Consider the following 21,910-nt stretch of genomic DNA (forward strand, 5'->3'; position numbering starts at 1 on the left):
TCGCTTCAAAGATAAATTTAAACAATTCTACGTAGTATTTTGAAAATGTGTGCGCATTAAACTTGTTTACAAGGGCCCGCGATTGAACGAGGATATTGACGATTTCATTGCTTTGCTTCGCATGCAAATCGATTTCCTCAACATCATTTTCAACGAAAATTTTCACATTCAAAGAACTTCTTAATGCAGGCATACAAAATCCCAAAAGGTTCTTCTCCATCATAAATGCCGTGAGCTTTAAAAGCGGCGGATGGGCATTTATATCTGGAGATTCACTCTGAATAGTACTAATTAAAAGCACAATGCAGCGATAGAAAAGCATCACATTCATCTCCTCAATCTTGCTGTGGTGCGGATCTTCATTCACTAACATCGTGATTGCTTGATCAACCAAACGATAGAGCTCTTTTGATTGACCAAGAAAAGCACCTTTCTCGTTTGCTTCAAATAGGAATGTCATGAACTCGAGGTAATACGCTCGAAATTTAAATGCGTCAAAATCCTTTAAATGATCTCTGGCTTTTATTATCACTTCAGCAATTTGAAGAGTCAGCTTTGAAAAAAAATGTGTCCCTATTACCGATCCATAGAGATCCCGCAATTCCTCCCCATGAAAAAAGAAAATTTTTATAAAATATTGGATTAAAGGAGAACCATTAAATTCAAAAAAACCTTTTGTTTTTAATAAATCCCAAAAGACCTGGTAACAATCATACAATAATTGGTAACCATATTGATCCCGCTCTTCCACGCTGCGATTTTTTAAAACCTCTTGGATGTATTGCAGCATATAAAAACTATAAGACACAGGGAATCGATCGGATGCAGAACCTATTGCTAGATAGACCAAATTAAATAATAGTTTATTTTCTAAATATTGGAAAAGCTCTTCAACACATTGAGTACCTTCCTCTGACCTTGCTATAAAAGAGCACAGTATCTGTAAGCGACTTTCAAACTCATCGGTTTTGCACACATTTTGACTTAAGGAAAAAGCGCTTGCGAATGTATTCATCCAGTACGTCATTTCTTCGATCCGCTGCACCCTTTCCTTTAAGTTCATGGTAGGCACTCGATAATTCTCAATCTCAAGAAATAACAATGGCAAGAAGTCATGTTTATAAACCGACCGAATCTGGTCAACTTGGCATGCTTTCATGCAAGAAAACATGTGATTTCCAAACACACGCATTTTGGCATAAAAAAAGGCAAAATGTTCAGAAAAAAGACCGATACTTAAAGTTTTTTTAAATAATTCAGTTCCTTTTTCAAAAAAATCCTCTTGTTCTAAAAAGCCTTGCATAAGCTCTAAGACTTTCGAGAATAGCTCTATCGAAGTCTTTTGTTCTGCTTTGACCAAATAGACGCCATGACATATAAACAAGTCTATCACAGGTTTAACAAATGCTTTTTCTTCATGCGCAATATTTAAATAAACATCAAAAAACTCCCTATAGCGAGAAAAGAATTGCTCGATCACCAGGGATCCAAACTCTTTTAGGATTGCCATTCCGCTTTTGAGACTATCTTCCGATTTTTTTTCTAAAAGAGCAGAAAGTATTTCGACAACAATTTCAGCTCTCTCTTCTTCTGCAATCCCATGACTTCCTTTGAGATCAAACTCAGGCCATTTACCAAACAAACACACATAATATTTGAGCAAAGTGTGGGAAGAATGCTTTGCAGAAGAATGGCCCTTTAATAAGCTATTTAGATTGAATTTTGATGCAATTTTTTCTGTGCACGAAAGATAAAAATCTTCTCTTTGATTGATAAGAAGGCTCTCAAATTCATGCATAAGAAGGAGACTTCTTTTTATCTGAGAAAGATCCGGCTGATCTAAATAGATGAGAATAGCTTCCTCTAAAAGGTCCATTTTCTCTTTTGGATATTCTAACCATAATTCATTCTTTAGATGATCAACAACCGCATTCACTAAAGAGTTATCATCCTCCTTTAAGTTCTTGAGCAAATATTTTAAACTTAGCAAGTATTCATATGCGTTAGATTTTAAAAATAGTTTCCCGAATTTGACAAATAGGTCTAGACAAGCTAAGCGTGCAGTCGCATTGCCTTTTGAGAGAATTCTAAAAATGGCGATTAATTTTTCCCCTTTTTGTTTTCCTGAAAACTGATTGGACGTACCTAACCATTTTTTAAAAATTCCACTAAACCGTGCAAGTAAATTGAAAGAAAGTTTATTCGTTTGAACATCCTTCCATATCACCTGAAAACATGATAGATATGCATCCACATTTTCCTGAATCAGCAATGTTTCAAACTTGGTAAACAAACGAAGAGACATCGGAAAGTGATAATTATTTGGATGAGTCGTCAATAGCTTAATAAGGTCCACAACGCATTCAGCCTTTTTTTTGTTCTCTAAATTCAGAGGATGAGAAATTTCTTGGCCTTCGAAGAAGAAAATTCGGAGTCTATAATAAATAGAGGCGGAAATCTTATCTAAATCAATGCTAGTTATAATATCTTTATAATCTTGTCGGTTCACGTTATTGCCAAAAAGATAACAAAAGAAATATTTATCTAGATGACCATGCAAGATCTTTAGATACTCACCTTTTTTCTTCCCCGTAGTGTTCTCAAACATCAGTAAAAGAATATTCATCACAGATTTCAAATGCTTGAGAATGACTTCTTGATTAGATGCTTTAGAGATAAATTCAAATGTAATCCCATTGAACACCCCTTTGCAAAACTCGAAAACTTTTTCGCTAACAGAACTGTCTAAAAAGTCGCTAATCGGGTTCTCATCTAATAAGGCAAGCTCATGAATTTTTTTTTGTTCAGGAAATTGTTTAATCCAAAGTACCAAATAGGCGCTGAAATAACGATTAAATGTGTCCGAATTAAGTTTTCTTTGTGCAAGCATAAATTTTCCAAATGCTTCTAAGCAAAGAGCTTTTTCGGCGGGGTAAGGCTTAAATTTTAAGAAATACGCGTAAAAAAATTCCGCATTTTCATAATTCATATCCCTTACCATTCTTGCTGTAATGGCTCTGACAAATAATTCATCTAACTGATCTGGAGGAAAAGCTTCATGCATGCTATCATTATGTAACACCTGAAAAAGGACATGTCCTGAATTAGAAAGCTCCTGCACGCGTTTTAAAATAAATGTAAAATGCTTAGATTTTTGAGAAGCCAAAAAATGGGGAAATGTATCCTTCATTTTATCTCTGATCGCGCTGTTGGAATGTTCACAGCAAACCTCAAAGATTGGATCGATCAAAGCAAATTCTTTTCCCTTCATATAAACTTCTATGAGCTCAACTAGTTTAGGAATTAATTTTTTGGATGCAAAACCTTTCATGCAAGATTTTTTTAGTATTGTTAACAAATTTTGCTCATCCTTAAGCGAAGCTTGTCCTTCAAATCTTTGCTTAAGGATCTGGAAAGCCTTGATAACCATTTCTTGAACAGGATGATCGATAAGATATTCGACATTATCGCCATTTGCATATTCAGGAAGGATCAATCCCTTGTTGTGGCCTAGCTTATATAGACGCTCATAAAACTCCTTTTTTTCGGCCTGTAATTCTTCAACTTCCAAAAAGGCTGCAAGATCCGGATCTTTTATCCACAATTCAACGGAGAATAAACGACTTTTTTCGATTAATGGAAAGATTTCATTTAAACAAGCAAATTTTGTCTTTGGGAATGTTTTCAAACGATCTTTTCTAATAAAAATTTCCTTAAAAATGTCAACCAATTGCTCTTTGATTTTGCGAGATCCCTGTGCACTTACTTTTTTAATCAGATCCATCCAATATCGGGTTTTCTGCGTATCCATAGCTGCAATCAATTTTATGTATGCGCTTAAAAGGATATTATCAACCTGTGAAGTCTTTTTTAAGGCATTGAGAAGAGCCTTTGAATATTCTGTCTTGAAATTATCACGTACAACAAAGCGCTCTAGCGAAATCAAATGGTAAATAGGCCCGTAATTTTTTTTCTCCATGCAAACATCTAGCAAAGCTTCCCAAATCAAGCAGTCACTTGCCTCAACTGTCATTTTTTTATCATAGGAACTGATCAACAAAGATTTAAAACCATTTTCATCAGCTGGTAATAGATGATTGCCTAACAAGATAAGGGCTTGCACAGTCTCAGCATTCAGCTCGACAAAATGCTTACATATATAGTCGCCCCAAAATGATGCAAAAGGAAGATTTGCGTAATGTGTCAATGTTTTAATAAGCTCTTCAATCACTTTGATATGATGCTTTTCCATGCTTCTTTCCGATACAACCGCTTTCCACAAATGGTGGAAGCCAAGCACCTCCTCAACCGTTGCATCTGACTTTTGTAATGTTTCTATGCTCAGATCATACAAATGTTTTTTGCGATCCCCAAGAAAGCCTTGAGAAGTTTTCCACATGATTAGATTCTGTATAAGACGAGAAAATTTGTCTTTAGAACCGAGCGATAGGCTATAATTGATCAGATGTAATTGACGAACTTGCAGGGTCTCTTTTAAACCTCTAGAAATGTCTGAATACTCCAATAAAGTATCTAAACAAAATTCTGTTTGAATGGGGTAGCGATGATAGTCAGGCAAAACTTCGTCAAGTAGAAGAGAAAGCAGTTCATTAAACTCCATTAAAAAATCTTTCTTAGAAAGATTTTGAAGAATGGTAAAAATCCAAGTCACCTTCTCATTTTGTTCAATCTGCAAATGTTGGATATCAGGACTCAAAATGATCCCTTGAATCTTTTGTAAAATCCTTTTATTTTGATATTTCTTCTGTTCCGCAATAAATGTGGAGAAAAATTGTCTAACAATCTTTTTTAATTCCTCCGAGTGGTTTTTCAGACACCTCGAAGCCAAACGTTGGATAGATGCTGCGGCAGACTCAACATGTAACGAGTCAATCTCTTGTTTTAAAGCATTAAGCTGAATATCCATTTTGTCATCCTCGCTCAAATAAGCCATATAGCTAGAGGGAACTGATGCGCTTACAACAACTTTTCCTCCATTTCTTATGTGGTTTTGAACAAGGCTTCTTAATCGATGAGAATAGATTTCTGCATCAGGTAATGGACTTGTCTTGCAAATCAAATTGATCATTTTTTGCTGATCCTTGTGAAAATGCGTTCCAATCAAACGTGTAGCTAAATCCACGATTGGATAAAAATGCCTTGGAATCGGTTTCCAAACCTGAAAGTCTCTTCCTTCATTCCACAAAGTGACACTTGATTCAATCGATCCTTTTTGCAATGTTTTTTCTAATAAAGATGTCCATATTTCATGACGAGTAGAATGAATAATTTTATGACGCACTAAAAAGAGTAAAAATTCATGCGCAAAGGTTAAATGCCCTGCCTCACAAAGAGTATTCAGAAATTGGCCAAATATGAAGTGGCTTTCATTTTCAAATTGCTTTAAATATCTATTTAAGCGCGTATTTTCCAATATATGTCTGATTACTTCTAAAAATTTAACAATTTGATCTATGGGTAATTTTTGATAAGTAGAGGCAAGTTCTAAAACCAGACTGTAACATTCAGAAACATTTTTAAATGTTCCCAGCTTCATTTTAGAAAGAATATCAAAAATATAATGTGGGCTCGCAAATCGCATGGTTTTAATTAATTGCATTGCGCATGATTCGTCTAAAAGCACAAACGGAGATTCTTTCCACAGATAAGACGCATATACGTGTGAACTTTGAATACCTGCTAAGGCCAGTATCCAAGACTGCAAGGGCGAATATTGTTTTTGATGAAAAGCAAATTTCTCGAACAACTTTGTTCCCCAAGGTACATTGGAGAAAACCAATAAATTGTGAATTTGTTCTGTTAATATCACTTGCTTTTTCTCATCTACATTCGCATGCACAACAGGAAAATTGTGAATAAGCGCTTCTAGATAAAGTTGTTCTGGAATGCATGTTTGGCATGTCGCTAATAAGTAAAAATTCAAGCAAAATAAGAAATCATTTTGAACACCAGTATTTGCATAAATCGCTTCTTGGAGAGGATAAAGAAGATTTTTTAGATGAAAGTGATAAGGAGATAGCTGTGACCCTTCATTTGGATAAAAAGTATTAAGCGGCATATAGGCGTCAAAAAGTGCTTTCAAATACTTTTGATGATGTGTATTTCCTACGACAGTTTTTACGCAGGTATGATAGCCTTGCAATGGATCCATTCGAAGAAAAATGGAATACCCGTCTTCTTGAATTCGAATAGCTGGCAAACCTTCATGTTTAGTTAAGATAATCCTTATACCAGCATGATTAAATAGTGGACGCTTACTCCCTAGTGCCAATAGTGCAAAACATTGATGCATTTGAACCACTTCTTCTACCGAGAGACCATACTCCAAAATCCCCTGCCTCATCAAAGCAAAAATAGAGTAGGATTCTGCGGAATCATCTCTCGATAACAATTGATCACAAATAAGGTCTAAAGATTCTGAACTAACATGCTCTCGCAAGCTTAAACACGTATTCCAGATGATTGCAAAGGACATTTTTGGATTAAATGAGCCTTCTCTATTTTTAAAGTAATTTAAAATAAGGGATGTCACATTGCTAACTGTCGATTCATCATGTTGGCCTACGATGAATTTATGCACGATTTGCCAAACCATGCTCTGGGAGGCATCTTTTCCCTGTTGTGGTTCTTTAAAACCGTTTCCATAATCTCTTCTTCCCATAGAAATAAGGGTCATCAAAACAGGAAAAATATCTTTATTCACAGTATTGATAGAGGGAAGGTGCAAAATATGCGTTAAATAATCGATAAACCCTTGAAAGTTGTCATCTTCCAAAATAGGACATATGGGGATATGAAACATATGTGAAAAGAGATGTTTGTTAAAATGCTCAAGGATAGGATCGAGCGGAATGTGCACTTTCTCGTAAAAGTTTCCACTGGAAATTGCAATGGAGACAAGCTCATATTTCTTTGCAGGATCATTTACATCTGCCATCCATGATACACGTGAAAAATACGGGGGTATAGTATGAGAATCGACAAGCTTAGGATCATGTTTTGTAATGCACCTTCCTAGGGTTTTCAGGGCAATATAAGTGGAAACTTTTGCAACTGAACCATCCAATTCATCTTCAGATCCGCTTGAGTTAATAAGTGCCACTTGAAAAACATGCTTATTTTCTGCTGCTTCTAAGCCTATCTCTTTAGTCATGTAAGTGAATTGTCCTTCTGTAAGCCATGCTGAGAAACGAGAAAGATACGAGCCCTGCAGAATGCTTTGTGTCACGCCATCCCCTGCATAATAGGCATGGACTTGCGATCCAATTTTTCCTCCAAATACCTTTTGTAAACATTCAACCATGTTAAATCTTCCATATGGAGCTCCATGGATTTTCATACTACGGCTTAAAACATTCCAAAGCAGTTTAAACTCTGTTTCATCGAGAACAAGCTCTTGCCTATTTAAGCTTTTTAAATAATCTGTCGCCCATGCACCTACATCAAGCTTTCCAAGTGCGCATAATTGATTGAGAAGCCAATCTGAAATATCTTCAGCGGGGATAAAATGGGTAAAATCTAAGCAATTGGGAGCATAGTAAACGTTGTCATAACCTGAATAGGCTGTTTCAGCATAAACGGCATGAATGGGATAGGTATTATAACTGTACTGGGGGTGGCTAGAAATACGTGGATCAAGCATAATTTTATCTCTATAAAATTTTTAAAATAGAAAAATGGTTACTGTGCCAAAAATTGGATAGTAACTTTCCTATCAAAAAGAGATTTTTTATGTGTAGAAAATTGTGTGAGCAGGACAAGATTTAATAAAGTTTGAATGATCGGCCTGTAAAATAAGCTACAGACTTTTTAAATAAAAAAATAGGCATGCAAATATGAAATCCCTACGGCTAAGCATGCCGTACTGGGAATTGTCAAGATCCAAGCCACAACCATTTGAGAAACAATCTTCCACTTGATCGATGAAAGTCTTTTCCCAACAGATCCGACTCCCATGATTGCTCCTGTCATGGTTTGAGTAGAAGAAACAGGCACGCCCAGTGAAGTGGCTAGAAACAGGGTAACGGCGCCCGCAGCCTCTGCACAAAAGCCTCCCACGGAACGAATTTTTGCGATTTTCATTCCCATGGTTTTGACAATGCGCCAACCCCCTAAAGCAGTTCCTAAGCTCAATGCAGCCTGACAAGATAAAATAATCCATAGCGTGTGGATATCGAATAAGGATAACTTTTCATCCTCTCCTAAAATGCCTCCTGCAATTAAAATCGCTAAAATGATCCCCATCGTTTTTTGAGCATCATTTGCTCCATGAGCCAAAGAATAAAAAGCAGCCGAAACAAGTTGTGCTTTTCTAAAGCCTGCATCCAGCTTAGAAGGGCTCCAAGCATAAAAGATACGATATAACCAAACCATGAAGAGAGAACCCATAAAAAACCCAAGAAAGGGCCCTAGAACGATAAAGAATAAAATTTCGCTTAATTTACCCCAATCTAAAGCTTCCCATCCCGCATGTGCGAGCCCAGCCCCTGCATAACCCCCAATTAATGCATGCGAAGAGCTTGAAGGAATACTCAAAGACCAGGTAAAGGCATTCCAAAGAATAGCACTGGCAATCCCAATCAACACAACAAAAACATATTCGCTATGATTTGGTTGAATTTTTACAATTCTTGACATCGTTTCTGCAACACGTGGGACAAATAGCAAGATTGCAGCGAAGTTAAAACCCGCCGCCCAAAGGATTGCGGTTCTAGGTTTAAAAACACGCGTAGAGACAGCTGTTGCAATAGAGTTGGCCGCATCGTGAACTCCATTAACAAAATCAAAAATAAGCGCACAAATAACTGCGAGAATGATCAAAAACATTTTAGGAATTCTCCATCAAAATGCCTTCGACAATATTGGCAACTTCCTCACACTGATCAATTGTTTTTTCCAAGATTTCGTACATCTCTTTCCATTTGATGACGGCCAAAGGATCTAACTCTTCATCAAATAGGCGACCCATTGCGTGTCTAAAGGTAATGTCTCCCTCATCTTCTAAAGCATCGATGACAGAGCAATGTTGCTTGATTTCAGTATGTTTCATCAAACGAAGCTGTTTAATGGCTTTATGTAGTTCTTCTACACACATCAAAAGAATGCGTGCTAAGTGCTCAAAATCTGCGCGCATTTCACTAATTTTAAAAATGATGAGCGATTCAACCGCTTCTTCAATTCCATCAATGATTCCATCCATCCAACTGATTAACTTGTGTATGTCTTCTCGATCAATGGGAGTTAGAAACGTTTTATGCAAATCTTCAATGCATTCCCGTGTTAGCTCATCTGCTTGATGTTCAAGATGTTGAACGATAATGGAAAGATGTTTTGGATCTTCGTTGTCTTTCACAAGCACATAAAATTTTTGAGTGGCATCTAAAGTTAAATCCACGAGCTTCTCGAAAAAATCAAAGAAACGGGTCTCTTTGGGAATCAAATTCGAAAACATACAATCTCTCCATTAGTGATGGAATATTAGCCCTTATTTTTTGTGACATTTTTATAAAAAAAGATAAACAAAATTCATAATTATCTGAGATTTAGGAGATTGCCATTAATGGCACGAATTGTGTTAGTAAATATTTGAAAATGCTATGGTGCAGTTTAGGTCATGAGAAGTCAAAAGGGGACATATGGATAATCAAGATCGAGAGATTGCAGAAGAACTTCTATTCTCAGAAAAGAAAAATCCTAGCCTTGCTAAAAAATTATTCTTTGGGGAACTCGATCCTCAGCAAGTTTTTCCTTTCCCCACCGTCTCGGAGGAAGAAAAAAAGCGCACAGAGCAACTCTTAGAAAAAGTTAATGCATTTGCCGATCAAAATATTGATCCCGATCAGATTGATCGAAAGGCAGAAATCCCAACAAAAGTCATTTCAGGTCTGGGTCAGCTTGGCGTATTGGGAATGACAATTCCACAAAGGTATGGAGGGCTTGGCATGACCCAATACGCCTACTGCAAAATCATGGAATCGATTGCAAGACGCTGCGGTTCCACGGCGCTCTTTATCAACGCCCACCAAAGTATTGGTCTCAAGGCATTGCTTTTATTCGGAACAGAAGAACAAAAAGGGCGCTGGTTACCCTCTTTAGCTATAGGTGAAGACATTGCAGCATTTTCCTTGACGGAGGAAAATGCCGGTTCCGATGCTAATGGAGTTACTACACGTGCCATTTTTGATCCTGAACGCAACCTTTATCGCATTACAGGGAAAAAGCAATGGACCACAAATGGGAGTCTCGCAAAAGTTTTGACGGTCATGGCAAAAACAGAAGTCGACACCCCCACAGGCAAGCAAGATAAAGTAACGGCTTTTCTTGTCACTCCTTCGATGCCCGGTTTTAAAGTAGCAGCAGTTGGTTTAGAAAAGGTAGGCATGCGTGGCACGCGCACCAGTAACTTGGAATTCGATAATCTTGAAGTTCCCGCCGCGAATGTTCTAGGACCAGTGGGAGGAGGACTAAAAATTTGTTTAACCGTTTTGGATTATGGTCGCACAACTTTTGGAGCTTCATGCACCGGAACAGCCAAATTTCTTGTGGAAAAGGCCATTCAACACGCCCAAACCCGCTACCAATTTAAACGTCCTTTAGCCTCTTTTGCCCTGGTAAAGAAAAAAATTGCCGACATTTCAGCTCTAGCCTTTGCGATGGATGCCACCACTTATTTCACGGCCGGGATGATCGATCAAAAAATCGAAGATTTTATGTTAGAATCTGCCATCTTAAAAGTATTTGCCAGTGATTCACTCTGGACCATCCTTTATGAAACCATGCAAATCTTTGGTGGACGCTCCTTCTTTACCAATTACCCTTTTGAAAGAATGATGCGCGATGCACGTCTTAATATGATCGGAGAAGGCTCAAATGAAGTTATGCGTGCCTTTATAGGACTCGTGGGTATGCGCGATGTGGGCCAGCACCTACAAGAAGATTTAAAAAGATTAAAGAGCCCTTTTGAAAACTTTAAAAAAACCTTAGATCTCGCGGGTGATTACTACAAAAAACTACAATCCCCAACGATCCCTTCTTCCAAGCTCTTGAAAAGCGAAGCAGAACAACTGAGTGTGAATGTGCGCAATTTTGGATTAGCCATTATTCGCTTACTTGCCAAAGAACGGGAAGGCATTATTGAAAAACAACTTTCCTTAGACCGTATTACAAATGGAGCCATTGCGCTTTATACAACCACAGCAGTGCTGAGTAAACTTGAGACAGACTTGAAAAATGATTCTCCCTCTATTAAAAAAGATCTCATTTTAGGGAAACATTATTTTCAAATGGCTCAAGATCTGTTTTCACAAAACATTGGGTCAATTTTTTCTAATCATGATGTTGAAACTGAAGATGTTTCTGATCAACTTACCGAGCTGAAAAATCTATGGCAACCAAACAAGTAAAACAGCATAAGCTGGATCACATTCGTTCTCTGCGCCATTTGACAGAGAATATTCTGCAAGAAGAAGCCATTTTAAAAGAAGGGGGCGGACAAGCAGGTCAAGAAAGACAGCAACGTCTGGGGCGTCTGACTGCACGTGAAAGATTAAGATTCTTGCTAGATGATATTGATTCGTTTTTTGAGCTCGGCATTTGGGCAGGCTACCAAATGTATACCGAATGGGGAGAGCTGCCCGCTGCAGGGGTCATTACAGGTATTGGAAAGGTTCTCAACCGACCATGCATGATCATCGCAAATGATGCCACTGTAAAAGCAGGTGCGATGTTCCCACAATCTGTAAAAAAGGTATTAAGAGCGCAGCGTATTGCTTTTGAATGCCGTTTACCCATCATTTACCTAGTCGACTCATCAGGTGTTTTCCTTCCTTTGCAAGCTGAAATTTTTCCGGATGAAGATGATTTTGGACGTATCTTCCGAAATAATGCCATTTTATCTGCTGCTGCCGTTCCTCAATTTGCCGCCATTATGGGAAATTGTATTGCAGGCGGTGGATATCTTCCCGTTTTATGTGACAAACTTCTCATGACAAAAGGTAGCGGATTATATCTGGCAGGTCCTGCACTTGTTAAAGCCGCAATTGGGCAGGTTGTGGATCCAGAAGAGCTAGGTGGAGCGGACATGCATGCGGCAATCAGCGGTACCGTAGATTTTCTGGAACCTAATGATCACGCTTGTCTAGAACGTTTGAGACAGTTGACTGACCTCTTACCTTCTCCCAAGATATTCTCAGAATCTTTGCCTATTGGAGAAACCGAATACGAGCCCCTCGAGTTATATGATCTAGTGAGCGGAGATAATCAAACCAGCTATTCCACGCATGTTCTCATGAATTGCATTGTGGATAAAGGTTCCTTGATTGAATACAAAAGTGAATATGGCAAGTCCCTTGTTACGGCTTTTGCCAAAATTCAAGGAATGCCGGTCGGGATTATCGCGAATCAACGTGAGCAAACCACGAATGGACGGGGAGAAATTGAAATTGGTGGGGTCATTTATGCGAAAAGTGCCGATAAAGCCGCGCGCTTCATTATGGATTGCAACCAAACCAGAACCCCTCTCATTTTTTTGCAAGATGTGGTCGGTTTCATGGTAGGTAAAGAAGCCGAGCAATCGGGAATCATTCGAAGCGGTGCCAAATTAGTCAATGCGATCAGCAATTCCATCGTACCTAAAATCACCATTATTGTTGGAAATTCTTTTGGGGCTGGTAACTACGCACTTTGTGGTAAAGCCTACGATCCCAATTTCATTCTAGCCTGGCCCAACGCTAAGTACGCCGTTATGGGAGCAGACCAAGCAGCCAATACCCTTTTCACCATTCAAAAGCAAGCAGCCGAAAGAAAAGGCACTCCCATGGATTCTGAAGAAGCAGAAAAGCTGAGACAAAAGATCAAACAGGTCTATGACATACAAATGGATATTCGTTATGGGGCTGCACGTGGTTGGGTTGATGCCATTATTCCTCCTCACGCCACAAGATCCGTTTTGATTGATCTTTTGCATCTTGTCAACGAAGCCCCTCAGCTACCTAAAACCTTCCACACTGGCGTCTTTCAGGTATAATTGCAAATCAAGGTTATAAAAATACCGTTCATTGTCATTGATAGAAATGCAGACTTAATAATATCTAAAACTCCCCTACACTATATCTACCCACTCAAAAATCTTCTGCAAATTTTGAAAACCTCTGATTTGAATTTTCCGAAATTAACGCTAACGTTTATTTTAATGTATTCACCATATTTTCCTTGAAAATCTCTAAGAGAGTGGATTAGATTCAAAATTTCGAAACTCATACTTGCAAAGATCAAATGGATAGACTTATTCGCATTGCTAACGCATCCGCTTTTTGGGGAGATCGCCCTTCTGCAGCTGCAACACTTCTTCAGCAAGTTCCCGATTTGGATTACATTACATTGGACTACCTAGCTGAGGTCTCTCTGTCGATTATGGCCATCCAACGAGAAAAAAATCCTACTCTAGGTTATGCTAAAGATTTTATCGAAACAATTCGATCTCTTGTCCCCTTTTGGAAGAAGGGTTCGAAGGTTAAAATCATTGCAAATGCGGGTGGATTGAATCCATTTGGATGTGCCCAAGAATGCGCCAAAATCCTTAAAAGCACTGGCTGTGTTCATTTAAAGATTGGAATTGTGACGGGAGACGATGTCCTTTCCATCCTTCTCAAGTCCCCTGAAAATTTTCACAATTTAGAAACTCATGCGTCGATTGAAACGATTTCACCAAAGCTTGTCACCGCAAATGCTTACCTAGGAGCTTCTGCAATTGTCGAAGCGTTACAACAAGGCGCCGATATCGTGATTACAGGACGTGTCGCAGATCCCAGCTTAACAGTAGCTCCTGCAGCCTTTCATTTTGGATGGGATCTTCAAGATTATGATCTACTTGCCAACGCGACAATTGCTGGTCACTTGATTGAATGTGGAACGCAAGCAACAGGAGGAATTCTGACGAATTGGCTAGATCTTCCGGCATCAGAAATGATCGGATTTCCGATTATCGAAATGGATCAAAAAGGGCATTTCACCTTAACAAAGCCCCCTCACACTGGTGGAATTGTGAATCTTCCTGTCATTAAGGAACAGTTGTTATATGAAATTGGAGACCCTGGCTCTTATTTAAGCCCAGATGTCAATGTGTCATTTTTGAACATTCAACTGCAAGAAGAAGCCCCTAATCGAGTAAGAGTAAGCGGAGGTAAAGGATCTCCCCCACCTACCAGTTATAAGGTGAGCGCCACATATAAAAATGGGTATCGAGCCGATGGACTGCTCACAATAATTGGAATGGATGCGGATAAAAAGGCGCGAAAATGTGGTACCATCATTCTTGAACGTGTCAAACAAGCTGGATATAACTTGCAAGATTCATTGATTGAATGCATTGGAGCTGGAGATGCCACTTTAGGTATTATTCCGCAAGGCGCTTGTACAGAATGTGTATTAAAAGTCAGTGCCGCAGATGAAAACCGGGAAGCTTTAGAGTTTTTTGTTAAAGAATTTGCACCACTTGTCACAAGTGGTCCTCAAGGAACCACGGGCTATTTAACAGGCCGTCCCAAAATTTTACCCGTCTTTGGTTATTGGCCCTGCTTAATTGACACAAAAGATGTCACGCCTTGCACTCAAACGTATGCAGTGGAGCAACTATGCACAAATTGATCCATCTTTATGACATTGCCCATGCAAGAAGTGGTGACAAAGGTTCTGATTCCAATATTGGAGTTATTGCTTATACCAGTGAGGGTTATCAATTTCTTGTCGAAATACTCACATCGGAAAAAGTGCTGCAGTTTATGCAAAAGACGCAGGTAAAGAGCGTGATCCGTTATGAGTGGCCTAATTTAGGGGCATTGAATTTTGTACTTAAAGGGGCATTAGGAAAAGGTGCAAGCCGTTCCCTTCGCATTGATGCACAAGGCAAAGCACTAGGTCAAATCTTGCTTGAAATGCCTCTTGAAATCGATGAAAACAGATTAACAAAATGCTTAGCCTCATGAATACAAATATATTCGTCGAACATCCCAGCCATAACGTCGTGATCATCAAGTTAAACCGTCCTGAGAAAAGAAATGCCTTGAATATCAGCTTATTGCAGGATTTTCTTTCTACCTTGAAATCAACTGAAAAGGATCCCTCAAAAAGGATTTTAATTCTTCAAGGAGAGGGTCCCGTTTTTTGTGCAGGCATGGATCTTGCCGAAGCCTGTGATACATCAAAATCAATCGAGTCGAGCGAAATTCTCGCTCAAGTTTTTTCCGCCCTTTATCACACACCCTTAATTACTATTGCGGCTGTACATGGGGCAGCTATCGCTGGTGGAGCGGGCCTTGTCACAGCATGTGATCTCGCCTTAGCTAGTGAAAATACCTTTTTTGGCTATCCTGAAACTCGACGAGGTTTAGTTGCCGCGCAAGTGATGGTTTTCTTAATGCGACAACTTAAACAAAAAGATTTGAAAGAACTCTTGCTGACAGGTGAACTAATTGATGCAAAAAAAGCGCAAGTGATTGGTTTAATTAATCAAGTTGTTCCTCAGGAAAAACTTCTTTTTGAAGCCTTAAAAATGGCAAATTCGGTTATCAAGGGTGCTCCCGAGGCAACTCAAGAGACAAAACAACTCATTCAAAAACTCTATCCTTCAAAATTTGAAGAAGACCTCCTTTTAGCCCTCAGTAATCACCAACAAAGACGCCGCTCAAAAGAGGCACAAGAAGGGATGCAGGCCTTTCTAGAAAAAAGAAATCCGCAATGGGAAATATAAAGATGCAGCTACGTATTTTAGAAGGGAATCGACTGAGTTTGGATGGAGGAGCCATGTTTGGCAATGCTCCAAAAGAATTGTGGAAACGGTGGATTGCTGCTGACGAATTGAATCGAATTCCTTTAGCAAGCCGCACGCTCCTCATTCAAGTTCAGGATCAAAATATTCTACTAGAAGCAGGAAGTGGGGCTTTTTTTGACCCGAAATTGCGTGAACGCTATGGAATTAACAACGAGAATGTGCTGATTGAGAATTTGCAAAAGATAGGGCTTTCTCATCAACATATCGATGCAGTCGTGCTATCTCATTTGCATTTTGATCATGCAGGAGGCCTTTTATCTGCTTACAAAGCAAATTCTCCTCTCCAACTCCTTTTCCCGAATGCCCAATACTTTGTGGGAAAAGAGCATTGGGAATATGCTCAAAAGCCTCACATACGAGAAACAGCTTCGTTTATTCCTCAGCTCCATACTTTACTGCAAGAATCGGGTAGGCTTGTTTTGATTGAGGGAACATCCCACCCATCTTTGAATTTTGGTATTTCTTTTGTTTATTCCCATGGGCATACCCGAGGACTCATGCTAGCCAAATTGCGTGTTAATCATCACACAATTCTATTTGCCAGCGATTTAATCCCAGGCATTCCTTGGTTACATTTACCGATTACTATGGGGTATGATCGTTTTTCCGAGCTCATGGTGGACGAAAAAAGGCAAATTTTGTCCCAACTTGAAAAAGAAAATGGAGTGCTTATTTTTTGCCATGATCCATCCATGAGCTGTGGTAAACTTGGACGTAATCACTCAGAACGATATTCTGTCACTGCGATTCTAGAAAAAGATGGAATCCTTCAATTGAATTAAGCGACTAAATGCTTTTCTAAAATTTCTCTAAATTTTTTGGGGATTTCGATTTTTTGGCGCGTTGTGGCATCCAATGTCACATGAACCGTTTTGGCTGTCCCAACCAATTGTTGGTTTTCTTTATAAATGCGGTAATTCACAGTAAAAGCACTTGTTCCCACCCTTTCAATGGTCAAATGTACTTCCAACTTATTCCCTACTTGTAATGATACCAAATAATCGGCTTCCGCATGTACAATCACAAACACAAACTTTTCGTGATGGAAAACCTGGTTAAATCCCAATCCTTCAGATTCCACCCAATCTTCTAGAGCATCATGGGCAAAACGAAACTGACGCGGGAAATACAAAATTCCTGCCATATCTGTATCATGCATACGAACTTTATTATGACTGATGTACATGAGCATTCTCGATAAGTAAGAGGTTAAAAGAGTCCTTTGATGTAGCATATCCTGCAGAAAACTTTCAAGATTTTTAAAAAGAGGAATTGCAATTGCAGGATTTTTATGGCAGAACAGAAAGAAAGGTTTTGCCGTGAAACATCCATTGTCTCTTTACATGATTGTCACTCTTTCCGCCTTGGGAGGTTTGCTTTTTGGCTATGATACAGGCGTGATTTCTGGTGCCATTCTTTTTATTCGACATGATTTCAACCTGTCTTCATCACAAGTTGAAATTGTCATCAGTTCAGTCTTATTAGGCGCCATCGTGGGTAGTGCTTGCGCGGGTTTCCTTTCTGATCAATTAGGAAGATGGCGCTTGCTGTTCTTTACTGCTTGTTTGTTTACGATTGCCTCCGTTGCTTCAGCATTTGCGCCCCAGTTTAGTTGGTTAGCTATCAGTCGCATTTTTATTGGGATAGCCCTGGGGATTTCTTCTGCGATTGTTCCCCTATACATTTCTGAAATCTCCCCCGCTCCCATTCGGGGACGTCTCGTTTCTCTTAATCAATTAGCCATCACCATTGGCATTTTAGTTTCCTATTGTGTCGATTATGCTTTTGCGTATAGCGAAAACTGGCGTTGGATGATCGGGCTTGGAGCGTTTCCCTCTTTCATTTTTGGAATCGGCATGCTCTTTCTCCCAGAAAGCCCCCGTTGGCTGATCAAAAAAGGGCTAGAAACAGAAGCCAAACGGATTCTGCATATTCTTCACGGGAAGAAAGAAGCGGAACGGGAGATTCAAGAGATTCGTCAAGTATCTGCCGGCTCGAACACAAACGCTTTTGTTTTCACACCATGGGTAAAGCGCATGCTGGTCGTTGGAATTGGCCTGGCGATCTTTCAACAAGCGACTGGAATCAATACAATTATTTACTATGCTCCGATCATTTTTGAATTGGCTGGGTTTAAATCTGCTGTGGGAGCCGTTTTTGCAACGAGTATTATCGGTGCCGTTAATCTCATTGCCACCCTCTTTGCACTTAAGCTGTTAGACACTTTAGGAAGAAGAATTTTGCTCTTAATAGGGCTGGCAGGGATGATTTTCAGCTTGTTTGCTCTCGGTTTGGCCTCTTCAATCCCTCATGTTTCCGAAATGCTCGGAGAAATCACCCTCGCCTGCTTAATTGTGTATGTTTGCTCTTTTGCGATTAGCTTGGGCCCCATCTTTTGGTTGCTGATATCTGAAATTTATCCTCTCGAAATTCGCGGTAAAGCGATGAGTATTGCGACTATCACGAATTGGTTAACCAATTTCATCGTAGCGTTCACTTTTCTTACGCTAATCCACTCTTTGGGGCAAGCGGGGACTTTTTGGCTGTATGGCCTCATCTCCATCGTAGCATGGTTTTTTTGTTACTTTCTTGTTCCTGAAACCAAAAATAAAACATTAGAAGAAATCGAAATGCAGAAAATCGTCTAGTAATAAGCGGTTCACACTCTTGTGCGAATAATGCAAATCGGGTATTTTTTGAGGATCTTTACTGAATAAAAGGACGTTTAAAACGCCATGCAAATCTCCACGATTTCCTATTTAAATGAAAAAGGGATTCTCTCTAAAGAATGCAAGCATCAGATTGCGGATGATGTATTAATTCGCGGCTACGAAACAATGGTACTAACCCGCAGTGTGGATGATCGGATGATTACCCTCCAAAGGCAAGGTAGCATTTCATTTGCCTTAAGTTCGCTTGGAGAAGAAGCCTGTGCCGTTGCAAGCGCGGCCGCTCTCGATCTTGCGGATTGGATGTATCCGCAATATAGAGAACTCGGAGTGATGTTTTGGCGTGGTTTCACCATTCAGCAATACCTCCACCATATGTTCGGGAATAAGGAAGACTTGATTATGGGCAGACAAATGCCCAACCACTTTGGTTCTAAGGCTTTAAATGTTGTGCCTGTCTCCTCTCCCATCGGAACGAAAATCCCTCATGCTGCTGGCTGCGCTTATGCGATGAAAATACAGAAAGAGGAAGCTGTGGCAGTTGCCTATTTTGGCGACGGAGCTACTTCTGAAGGAGATTTCCACGTGGGCCTTAATTTCGCAGCAGTCCGTAAAGCTCCAGCCATTTTCTTTTGTCGCAATAATGGTTACGCTATTTCAACTCCTTGTACCAGTCAATTTGCCTCTGATGGAATTTATCCCAAAGGGATTGGTTATGGAATTCAAGCTTTTCGAGTCGATGGCAATGACTTTTTTGCTGTCCACGAAACGGTAGCAAAAGCTAAACAGCTCTGCCTCGAAGGGCATGGTCCTATTTTAATTGAAGCGATGACCTACCGAATGGGAGCTCACTCAACTTCGGATGATCCAAGTCGCTACCGTTCTGAGGAAGAGGTTAAGTCATGGGAAAATAAATGCCCTGTTCGCAGATTGCGTTTGTACTTGGAATCTAAAAAACTTTGGAATGCTGAAAAAGAAGAAGCTTTGCTTGCAAAAATTAAAAAAGAAATCGATGAAGCGATCCAAGTGGCTAAAAAAACGGAACACCCGCCCCTACACTCGATGATCGAAGATGTCTATTTTGAAATTCCACAACGCCTAAAAGAGGAATTTCAAGCTGTGAATCAATTATTTGGGGAAAAAGGATAGATCCATGCCAGAAATGAACATTATCCAAGCTTTAAATCATACGCTGCATCAGCAATTCGCTAAAGATGGCCGATTGGTCGCTTTCGGTGAGGATGCCGGTTCTTTTGGAGGCGTTTTTCGTGTCACAGCAGGTTTACATGATGCCTTTGGAGATGACCGCTGCTTTGATACACCTTTGGCAGAACAAGGGATTATTGGATTTGGTATCGGAATGGCACAAAGAGGATTAAAACCGATTTGTGAAATTCAATTTGCCGATTATATTTTTCCTGCTTATGACCAAATTGTGAACGAACTCGCCAAAATGCGCTACCGCACTGCTGGACAATATACCTCCTCGTTAGTAATACGCACACCCTACGGTGGAGGCATTCATGGCGGACATTACCATTCACAATCTCCCGAAGCACAATTTTTATCTGTACCAGGACTTGTTGTCATTGTAGTCACTTCTCCGTATGATGCCAAAGGCCTTCTCACTGCCGCTATTCAATCAAATGATCCTGTGATTTTCTTTGAGCCCAAACGGTTATACCGGGCTCTTAAAGAAGACGTCCCTGAAGAGGAATATGTCATTCCCATTGGGAAAGCAGCTGTTGCACGTATCGGAAAAGAAGTCACACTCATTGGCTGGGGAGCACAACATCATCAAAACATGGAAGCTGCCGAAAAACTCGCTCAAGAACATCATGTAGATGTTGAAGTGATCAATTTACGCACACTGAATCCTCTCGATATTCCTTGCATTGTCAACTCTGTACAAAAGACAGGTCGCTGTGTGGTAGCTCATGAAGCCCCTTTAACAGCTGGCTTCGGTGCTGAAATTGCAGCCACCATTATGGAACAATGTTTTTTAAGTCTCGAAGCCCCCGTTAAAAGATGCTGTGGCTTGGACACACCTTTTCCTCATACGCTTGAACATGAATATCTGCCAGATGCCAATCGCGTGATTCAAGCTGTTCTCGAAACCATGCATTATTAATCAGAGGTTGCAATGGAAAAAATCTTTACTGTGACACTTCCTGATATTGGTGAAGGCGTTGTCGAGGGAGAAGTGATCGAATGGATCAAGTCACTGGATACAAGACTTGAGCAAGATGAACCTGTGGTGATTGTCATGACAGATAAAGCCACCGTCGAACTTCCTGCCCCTCATCCCGGAAAACTTGTCAAAATATACTATCAACCGGGTGAAATCGCCATTAAAGGCAAACCTCTTTACGATATTGAATTGGAGGAGGCTATTCATCCGACGCCTCAGCAAAAAAAGGCTGAGCAAATAGCGAGTACACAGCCCCTTCCCAAAAAGGTCAAAACGAAAGCTCCAAGTTGTACACAGGAAAAAAGTCTGGCAGCTCCAGCTACCCGTAAAATGGCCCGCGATCTGGGATTAGATTTGTCCACGATTTCTGCAACTGGTGACCACGGTGAAATTACTATAGATGACATCAAAAAATATGTCTCTCAATCCCCTGAAGAAAGCTGCCCACCTCCCCTCTCTTTACCTGACGACCAAATAGAGCCTTTGATCGGCATTCGGCAGTTAATGGCGCAAAAGATGTCTCTTTCTAAACGTTTTATTCCCCATTTTTCCTACTTTGAGCAAGTAGAAGCTACACGTTTAGTAAAACTGCGCCAGAAAATAAAAGAAGAAGCCGCCAAAGAAAATATCAATGCCACCTACATGCCTTTTTTAATCCGAGCCCTTTCGTTAACGCTTAAACAATACCCACTTTTTAACAGTTCTGTAGATGCCAAAAATCAGTCCATTCGCATCCACCAACCTCACAACATTGGGATTGCAATGGCCACAAAACTGGGATTGATCGTGACAGTCCTTAAACATGTGGAAAAGATGTCTTTAGCAGACATTATTCGGGAATATGAGCAGCTCAAAAACCGGGCGACTCAGAATCGTTTAGCTCCAAGCGATATGAAAGAATCGACGATCACCATTAGCAATTTTGGTGTCTTAGGTGGAGGAGGATTGTGGGCTACTCCCATCATTAACTATCCGGAAGTTGCGATTCTTGCTGTCTCTAAAATCCAGAAACAACCAATCGCTAAAAATGGGATTTTAGAGTTGCGCGATACGTTGAATTTGTCTTGGAGCTTTGATCACAGGATTATTGATGGAGACATGGCTGCAACTTTTTCGTATCATTATGCCACTTTGATTCAAAATCCAGCTCCACTTTTATAAGCCATGTTTGCCTGTAAATTGTTGGCTAAGCCCTAAAAACTC

At 39.9% G+C, this 21,910-nt stretch carries 14 protein-coding genes; 10 read left to right on the forward strand and 4 right to left on the reverse strand.

The features are described from left to right. The 3 genes from AB7E63_RS00005 to AB7E63_RS00015 form a co-directional block, all read right to left on the reverse strand. The coding region (locus AB7E63_RS00005; RefSeq protein WP_428418365.1) for a hypothetical protein at positions 1-7,663 on the reverse strand (7,663 nt) is incomplete at its 3' end. 167 nt (positions 7,664-7,830) lie between these two features. Beyond that, complete coding sequence (locus tag AB7E63_RS00010) at positions 7,831-8,847, reverse strand: inorganic phosphate transporter (RefSeq protein WP_006340536.1); 1,017 nt, start codon at positions 8,845-8,847, stop codon at positions 7,831-7,833. Between the two features lies 1 nt (position 8,848). Next, the gene (locus AB7E63_RS00015) at positions 8,849-9,472 is read right to left on the reverse strand and encodes a DUF47 domain-containing protein (RefSeq protein WP_284452786.1); all 624 of its coding nucleotides are present in this window, start codon (positions 9,470-9,472) and stop codon (positions 8,849-8,851) included. A gap of 184 nt (positions 9,473-9,656) precedes the next feature. Here AB7E63_RS00015 and AB7E63_RS00020 point away from each other — a divergent pair, with 184 nt between their 5' ends. From AB7E63_RS00020 to AB7E63_RS00045, 6 genes are all read left to right on the forward strand, one after another. Then, complete coding sequence (locus tag AB7E63_RS00020) at positions 9,657-11,423, forward strand: acyl-CoA dehydrogenase family protein (protein ID WP_284452787.1); 1,767 nt, start codon at positions 9,657-9,659, stop codon at positions 11,421-11,423. Then, positions 11,405-13,045: an acyl-CoA carboxylase subunit beta gene (locus AB7E63_RS00025; RefSeq protein WP_284452788.1), complete on the forward strand. Its 1,641-nt coding sequence runs from the start codon at positions 11,405-11,407 to the stop codon at positions 13,043-13,045. Before AB7E63_RS00020 ends, AB7E63_RS00025 begins: the two co-directional genes overlap by 19 nt. A gap of 248 nt (positions 13,046-13,293) precedes the next feature. Further along, complete coding sequence (locus tag AB7E63_RS00030; protein ID WP_284452789.1) at positions 13,294-14,664, forward strand: acyclic terpene utilization AtuA family protein; 1,371 nt, start codon at positions 13,294-13,296, stop codon at positions 14,662-14,664. Beyond that, entirely contained in the window at positions 14,652-15,002 is a 351-nt protein-coding gene (locus AB7E63_RS00035; protein ID WP_006340546.1) for an AtuA-related protein, read from the forward strand. Before AB7E63_RS00030 ends, AB7E63_RS00035 begins: the two co-directional genes overlap by 13 nt. Next, on the forward strand, positions 14,999-15,766 hold the full coding sequence (locus AB7E63_RS00040; RefSeq protein ID WP_284452790.1) for an enoyl-CoA hydratase/isomerase family protein: 768 nt from the start codon (positions 14,999-15,001) through the stop codon (positions 15,764-15,766). Before AB7E63_RS00035 ends, AB7E63_RS00040 begins: the two co-directional genes overlap by 4 nt. Then, entirely contained in the window at positions 15,754-16,629 is an 876-nt protein-coding gene (locus AB7E63_RS00045) for an MBL fold metallo-hydrolase (RefSeq protein WP_284452791.1), read from the forward strand. Before AB7E63_RS00040 ends, AB7E63_RS00045 begins: the two co-directional genes overlap by 13 nt. Here AB7E63_RS00045 and AB7E63_RS00050 read toward each other — a convergent pair. Continuing rightward, positions 16,626-17,033 (reverse strand): acyl-CoA thioesterase, encoded by a 408-nt coding sequence (locus tag AB7E63_RS00050; RefSeq protein WP_013924235.1) that lies wholly within the window; start codon positions 17,031-17,033, stop codon positions 16,626-16,628. The genes AB7E63_RS00045 and AB7E63_RS00050 overlap by 4 nt on opposite strands. Positions 17,034-17,166: 133 nt before the next feature. On the opposite strand from AB7E63_RS00050, the gene AB7E63_RS00055 reads away from it, so the two are divergent. The 4 genes from AB7E63_RS00055 (at position 17,167) to AB7E63_RS00070 (ending at position 21,868) form a co-directional block, all read left to right on the forward strand. Continuing rightward, positions 17,167-18,495: a sugar porter family MFS transporter gene (locus AB7E63_RS00055; RefSeq protein WP_036745963.1), complete on the forward strand. Its 1,329-nt coding sequence runs from the start codon at positions 17,167-17,169 to the stop codon at positions 18,493-18,495. An 87-nt stretch (positions 18,496-18,582) separates the two neighbouring features. After that, positions 18,583-19,665 carry a thiamine pyrophosphate-dependent dehydrogenase E1 component subunit alpha gene (locus tag AB7E63_RS00060; RefSeq protein ID WP_059360333.1) on the forward strand — a complete coding sequence of 361 codons (1,083 nt, stop codon included), beginning with the start codon at positions 18,583-18,585 and terminating at the stop codon, positions 19,663-19,665. A 4-nt stretch (positions 19,666-19,669) separates the two neighbouring features. Next, a complete protein-coding gene (locus AB7E63_RS00065; RefSeq protein WP_006340552.1) occupies positions 19,670-20,647 on the forward strand; it encodes an alpha-ketoacid dehydrogenase subunit beta in 978 nt (325 codons plus the stop codon). Between the two features lie 12 nt (positions 20,648-20,659). Continuing rightward, entirely contained in the window at positions 20,660-21,868 is a 1,209-nt protein-coding gene (locus AB7E63_RS00070; RefSeq protein ID WP_006340553.1) for a dihydrolipoamide acetyltransferase family protein, read from the forward strand. The last annotated feature ends 42 nt before the right edge of the window (positions 21,869-21,910 follow it).

This window comes from Parachlamydia sp., from assembly GCF_050255895.1.
In the GTDB taxonomy this organism is placed as follows: Bacteria; Chlamydiota; Chlamydiia; order Chlamydiales; family Parachlamydiaceae; genus Parachlamydia; species Parachlamydia acanthamoebae.